Origin of the sequence: Streptomyces acidicola (assembly GCF_009377235.1) — a bacterium.
Taxonomy (GTDB): Bacteria; Actinomycetota; Actinomycetes; order Streptomycetales; family Streptomycetaceae; genus Streptomyces; species Streptomyces acidicola.
Genome location: NZ_VMNX01000400.1, coordinates 1 through 5,047, shown reverse-complemented (window position 1 = coordinate 5,047; position 5,047 = coordinate 1). Strand labels below are relative to the sequence as shown.

At 71.2% G+C, this 5,047-nt stretch carries 2 protein-coding genes; both read left to right on the top strand.

Translation table 11 applies throughout. The annotated features are described in order from the left end of the window. On the top strand, positions 1–3,470 hold a 3,470-nt coding region (locus FPZ41_RS44710; protein ID WP_194236448.1), incomplete at its 5' end, for a type I polyketide synthase. Continuing rightward, positions 3,467–5,047: type I polyketide synthase (locus tag FPZ41_RS44705; protein ID WP_228023435.1), on the top strand; the 1,581-nt coding region annotated here is incomplete at its 3' end. The genes FPZ41_RS44710 and FPZ41_RS44705, both read left to right, overlap by 4 nt.

Sequence of the window (5,047 nt, the reverse complement as noted above, 5' to 3'; positions counted from 1 at the left end):
TTCCCGAGCTCCTCCCCGCACCCGCCCCGGTCGCCGACCGCGCCCAACGCCACAAGGCGCTGCTGAAGAGGCTGATCGCGCGCGTGTCGGAACTGCTGGACGTGCCCGCGGAGCGGATCAGCGGCACGGCGGAGATGAGCAAGTACGGCTTCGACTCCCTGTCGTTCGTCAGCTTCGCCAACGAACTCAACGCGGAGTTCGGACTGTCGCTCGCCCCGACCCTGTTCTTCGAACACCCCACCCTGAACGAGGTCGTGGACCATCTGCTCGACCACCACGCGGACTTGATCACCGCCGCCGCACCGGAGGCCCCGCAGGCACCGGAAGCCCCGGAGGAGCCGCCCACGCAGGAACCGGACGTCCGGGCACCCGCCGTGACCGGCACCGCGACCGTGACCGGCACAGCTCCTGCGCCCGTCACAGCTCCCGCGCCCGGCGCAGCCCCCGACGACGAGCCGATCGCCGTGATCGGCATGAGCGGCCGCTTCCCGATGGCCGACGACATCGACGCCTTCTGGCAGAACCTGCACGACGGACGCGACTGCACCCAGGAGGTCCCCGCGGACCGCTGGGACTGGCGCGCCCACTTCGGCGACCCGGTCAAGGAGCCCAACACCTCCAACGTGACCTCGGGCGGCTTCATGAACGGCGTGGGGGACTTCGACCCGCTGTTCTTCGACATCTCCCCGAAGGAAGCCGAGCTGATGGACCCCCAGCAGCGGCTGCTGATGCTGTACGTGTGGAAGGCGCTGGAGGACGCGGGGTACTCGGCGAACGCCGTCGCGGGCACCGACACGGCCCTCATCGCGGGCACCACGAGCACCGGCTACTCCACCCTCGTCACCCGGTACTCCCCGGTGATCGAGGGATACGACATCACCGGAGCCGCGCCCTGCATGGGCCCGAACCGGATGAGCTACTTCCTCGATCTGCACGGACCGAGCGAGCCGGTCGACACCGCGTGTTCCAGCGCCCTCGTCGCCATCCACCGGGCCATCCAGGCCATGCGCGCCGGCCAGTCCGAGATGGCCATCGCGGGCGGGGTCAACACCATCGTCAGCGTCGACGGGCACATCAGCATCTCCAAGGCGGGGATGCTGAGCCCCGACGGCCGGTGCAAGACCTTCTCCGACCGCGCCGACGGCTACGCACGCGGCGAGGGCGTGGGCATGCTCGTGCTGAAGCGGCTCTCGGCGGCCGAGCGCGACGGCGACCACATCCACGGCCTGATCCGTTCCACCACGGAGAACCACGGCGGCCGCTCCAACTCCCTGACGGCGCCCAACTCCAAGGCCCAGGCCGCACTGCTGCGCGAGGCCTACCGGAAGGCGGGCATCGACCCGCGGACCGTCGGCTACGTCGAGGCGCACGGCACCGGGACCAAACTCGGCGATCCCGTCGAGATCAACGGGCTGAAGGCGGCCTTCCGCGAGCTGTACGAGGACCACGGCGCGAGCGTGGAGGAGACGCACTGCGGGATCGGCTCGGTGAAGACCAACATCGGTCACCTGGAACTCGCCGCCGGAGCCGCCGGGGTGATCAAGGTGCTGCTCCAGATGCGGCACCGCACGCTGGTGAAGTCGCTGCACTGCGAGAACGTCAATCCGTACATCGACCTGGAGGGCAGCCCGTTCCGGCTGGTGCGGGAGCGGCAGCCGTGGCCCGCGCCGCGGGACGGTGAGGGCCGGGAACTGCCGCGCCGGGCCGGTGTCAGCTCGTTCGGCTTCGGCGGGGTGGGCGCCCATGTGGTGCTGGAGGAGTACGTGCCACGGCACACCCCCGGACCGGACCGCGACCGCGCACCCGCCGCCGGGGTCCCGGTCCTGCTGTCGGCGGGCCACCCCGAGGTACTGCGCGACCTCGCCCAGCGATGGGTGGACGCGCTGCGGCGCGGCGACCGTACGGACGCCGACCTGGTGTCGATCGCGTACACCTCCCAGACGGGGCGTACGGCCATGACCGAGCGCCTCGCCTGCCTGGCCCGCAGCGTGGGCGAACTGAGGGAGGGACTGGAGTCCTGGCTGCGTGGTGAGCCCATCGCCACCGTGGTCGCCGGGCGGGTCCCGCGCGGCACGGACCTCCCGGACGTGCCGGCCTGGTTCGAGGCGTTCACGGACCTCGCCGATGTGGAACTACAGGACTGGGCACGCCTGTTGGACGCCTGGGTGCGCGGCGCCGACGTGGCATGGGACCGGCTCTACACCGCGCGTCGCCCACGTCGTGTCCCGCTGCCGACGTATCCGTTCCGCCTGCGACGCCACTGGGTCGACACCACCCGGCCCGCGAACGCCCTGCAGACGGCGATGACACAGACGGCGGTGGCGCAGACCGCGATGACACAGACGGCGGTGGCGCAGACCGCGATGACACAGACGGCGGTGGCGCAGAAGGTCGTGGCCCAGACGCCGGCACCGCACCACCCGCTGGTGCACGCGAACACCTCCGACCTCGACGAGCACCGCTACACCTCGCGCTTCACCGGCCGGGAGTTCTTCCTCACCGACCACCGTGTGGCGGCCCGGGTGATGAGGGAGGTGTCCGGATGGCGTCCGGGCGCCGACACCGGGCCCTCGGGCGACAGCGCGCAGGCCGTGCCCGTCCTGCCGGCCGTGTCCTACCTGGAGATGGCGCGCGCCGCGGCGGCCCGCACCGTCGGGGGCGACGCCGGGACCTGGTCCCTGAGGCTGGCGTCCTGGCTGCGTCCGCTCACGGTCGGCACGGAGACCGATGTGCACGTCGCGCTGTCCTCCCGGGCCGACGACGAACTCGGCTACGAGGTGTACACCGTGGACGACGGCGGCGAACGCCTGGTGTTCGGCCGCGGCCGGTTGCGGCGTCGGACGGACCGTCATACGAGCGGTCAGGCTGCCGTGCCGGGCGAGCGGCTCGACATCGCCGCCCTGAGGGCACAGTGCGAGGGGCCCGTGCTGGACCACGAGACCTGCTACGCACGCTTCTCCGACATCGGCATGGCCTACGGCCCGACGCTGCGGGCGATCGAGCGGCTCCACACCGGCTCCCGGCAGGCGGTGGCCCGGCTGAGGCTGCCCGCCGACGCGGCCCGCGAGAGCGGTTTCGTGCTGCACCCGAGCATGCTCGACGCCGCCCTGCAAGCGACGGCCGGGCTCTTCGCCGACGAACTCGGCAGCCCCCGCACGGCGTTGCCGTACGCCCTGCGCGAGCTTGAGGTGGTGGGTGCCGCGCCGGCCTCCGGCTGGGCGGTGGCCCGTTTCTCCGCGGACGACCATCCGGGCGCCGTCCGCCACCTCGACCTCGACCTCTGCGACGACAACGGCGACGTCTGCGTACGCTTCCGCGGCTTCAGCGCGCGCACCCTCGGCGGCGGTACGCCCACCGAACCGGCACCGGCCGCCCCGTCCGAGCCCGACGACGCCTTTCTGCTGCAACTGATCGAAGCCATCGGCCGACGCGAACTGAGCGCGGACGACCTCAGGAGGAGCCTGATATGAGCGCCCGAATCGACTCCCTGGACGAACTGCACCGGCTCATCCGCGAGGGACGGGTGGAGCAGGACGAGGCGCTCCGCCTGCTCCGCGACTGGAAACAGGACCGCGCCGAGCGGCAGACCGGCGACCTCGACACCGAGACCCTGACGGAACGCGTGCGCGAGGTCCTGGTCGACAAGGTCTGCGAGCTGCTCAAGGTGAGCGTCACGGACCTGGACGTGGACGTCGAGCTCAGCGAGTACGGGCTGGACTCGATCGTCATCACCCAGCTGGTGACGATGGTGAACGACTCCCTGGGCCTGGAACTGGTGCCCACGGTGCTCTTCGAGCATCCGACCCTGCGGGCCTTCAGCGGGCATCTGGTCAGTGCGTACGGTCCGTTACTGGCACCACGGCTGGGCCTGCGACCGTCCGGCACCGTGCCGGCCGAACCGGCTTTCGTACAAGAGCCCGAGCCCACGCCGGAGTTCGCGCCGATCGTGCCCGCGCCCGCGCCCGCTCCCACCCCGACACACCGCCAGGACCGCCAGGAACGGCGGGACCGCCAGGAACGGCGGGACGAGCCCATCGCCGTGGTCGGTGTCAGCTGCCGGTTCCCGCAGGCCGAGGACCTCGACGCGTTCTGGCGGAACCTGAGCGAAGGGCGCGACTGCGTGGCGGAGGTCCCCGCCGACCGGTGGGACTGGCGCGCCCAGTACGGCGACCCCCTGAAGGAACCGGGCCGCACCAACGTGAAGTGGGGCGGCTTCATGGACGGCGTCGCCGACTTCGACCCGCTGTTCTTCGGCATCGCACCGAAGGACGCCGTACACATGGACCCCCAGCAGCGGCTGCTGATGCTGTACGTGTGGAAGGCGCTGGAGGACGCCGGTTACGCCGCCGACAGCCTGGCGGGCAGCAACCTCGGTCTGTTCGTCGGCACGAACGACACCGGCTACAGCCTGCTGGCCGACCGCAGCACCGGCCGGGACGGCAGCGTGTCGCCCACTGGCAGCGTTCCGTCGGTCGGCCCGAACCGGATGAGCTACTTCCTCGATGTGCACGGACCGAGCGAGCCGGTCGAGACCGCCTGTTCCAGCTCTCTGGTCGCCATCCACCGGGGCATGGTGTCGCTCGAACGCGACGAGTGCGACATGGCCGTCGTCGGTGGCGTCAACACCATGGTCATCCCCGACGGGCACATCAGCTTCAGCAAGGCGGGGATGCTCAGCACCGACGGCCGGTGCAAGACGTTCTCCGACCGCGCCGACGGCTATGTGCGCGGTGAGGGCGTGGGCATGCTCGTGCTGAAGCGGCTCTCGGCGGCCGAGCGCGACGGCGACCACATCTACGGCCTGATCCGTTCCACCGCTGAGAACCACGGCGGCCGCTCCAACTCACTCACCTCCCCGAACCCCAAGGCCCAGGCCGCCCTGATCCGGCACGCCTACAGCAGGACGGGGATCGACCCGCGGACCGTCGGCTACATCGAGGCGCACGGCACGGGAACCAAGCTCGGCGACCCGGTGGAGATCGACGGGCTGAAGGCGGCGTTCCGTGAGCTGTACGAGGAACGCGGGGTGGGCGTCGAGGGGGCGCAC